The sequence below is a fragment of the Lactobacillus nasalidis genome (assembly GCF_016587775.1).
Taxonomy (GTDB): domain Bacteria; phylum Bacillota; class Bacilli; order Lactobacillales; family Lactobacillaceae; genus Lactobacillus; species Lactobacillus nasalidis.
Window position 1 is genome coordinate 1 of record NZ_BOCG01000430.1, and the last position, 1,227, is coordinate 1,227.

A 1,227-nucleotide genomic window follows, 5' to 3' on the forward strand; every position below is an offset into this window, starting at 1 on the left:
GCTCCAAGGAGCGGGTCAGCTACCTGCTTAAGGAGCTGGACTACTACGGCTGCAGCGGCCCCCGCCCCTGCGGCCTGGTCTTCTGCAGCCGGCAGGAAGAAGCCCGGGAACTGGCCCGGGCTTTTGCTGACCAGGGCCAGCCGGCCCAAGCCCTGACCAACCGGGATTCATCCGCTGCCCGCCGGCAGGCGATCAAGGACCTGGAAGCAGGCCGCCTGCACTATCTCGTGACGGTCGACCTGTTCAACGAAGGCGTCGACATTCCCGCCCTCAACCAGATCGTCATGCTCCGCCCCACCCAGTCGGCGACCGTCTTCATCCAGCAGCTGGGCCGGGGCCTGCGCCGCTTCCCGGGCCAGGAATTCGTCACCGTCCTGGACTTCATCGGCAACTACCAGAACAACTACCTGATTCCCCTGGCCCTGGCGGGGAAAAAGCTCTCCCGCGACCAGCTGAAATACCAGCTGCAGACCGTCAGCTTTGCCGGCCTGTCCACGATCAGTTTCAGCCGGATCGCCAGCGAGGAGATTCTCCGCTCCCTGGACCAGGTCAAGCTGGACTCGCTCAAGCAGCTGCGGGAGGCCTACGCTGACCTTGCCCAGCAGCTGGGCCGGCCGCCGCTCTTGCTGGACTTTGCCAAAAAAGGCCGGGTCTCGCCCCGCCTCTGGCTGGAAAACAAGTCCCTGCCCCACTACGGTGCCTTCCTGGAAAAAGTGGGCCAGCCCTGCCAATTGACGAAATACGAGAGCCAAGTCTTGTCCTTCGTCAACAAGGAGCTGGCCCCCGGCCAGCGGCCACACGAGCTTTTGCTTCTGCAGGCCCTTTTGCAAAAAGGCCCAGTCAGCCAGGCCGACTTCCAAACTCTTTTAAGAAATTACGGGGCCTACGACTCCCCGGACCTGGAGAAATCCCTGGAGGCCATTCTTTCCCTGGACTTCTATGAGGTCAAAAGCGGGGCGACCACCCAAAAGGCCAAGTACGGCGGCGAAGCAGTCGCCAGCTTGACCGGCGGATTCTGGCGGATTAATTCCAAGATTGCCCAAGGCAGTCCAGACTTTCTCCGCCTGTTCCAAGACGCGGTCGAAACCGGCTTGCTTCTCGCGAAAGAAAAAGACCCGGCTCAAGACTTTACCCTCTATGAGCTCTACGACCGCAAGGAGGTCTGCCGCCTGCTCAACTGGCCGCTTGACGTCAACCGGCCCATGTACGGCTACCGGCTGAGCGGCG

1 protein-coding gene is annotated in these 1,227 nt (G+C 61.9%); it reads left to right on the forward strand.

Annotated elements, in window-relative coordinates; genetic code table 11:
- On the forward strand, window positions 1–1,227 hold a 1,227-nt coding region (locus tag lacNas_RS07955; protein ID WP_201346758.1), incomplete at both ends, for a DUF8090 domain-containing protein.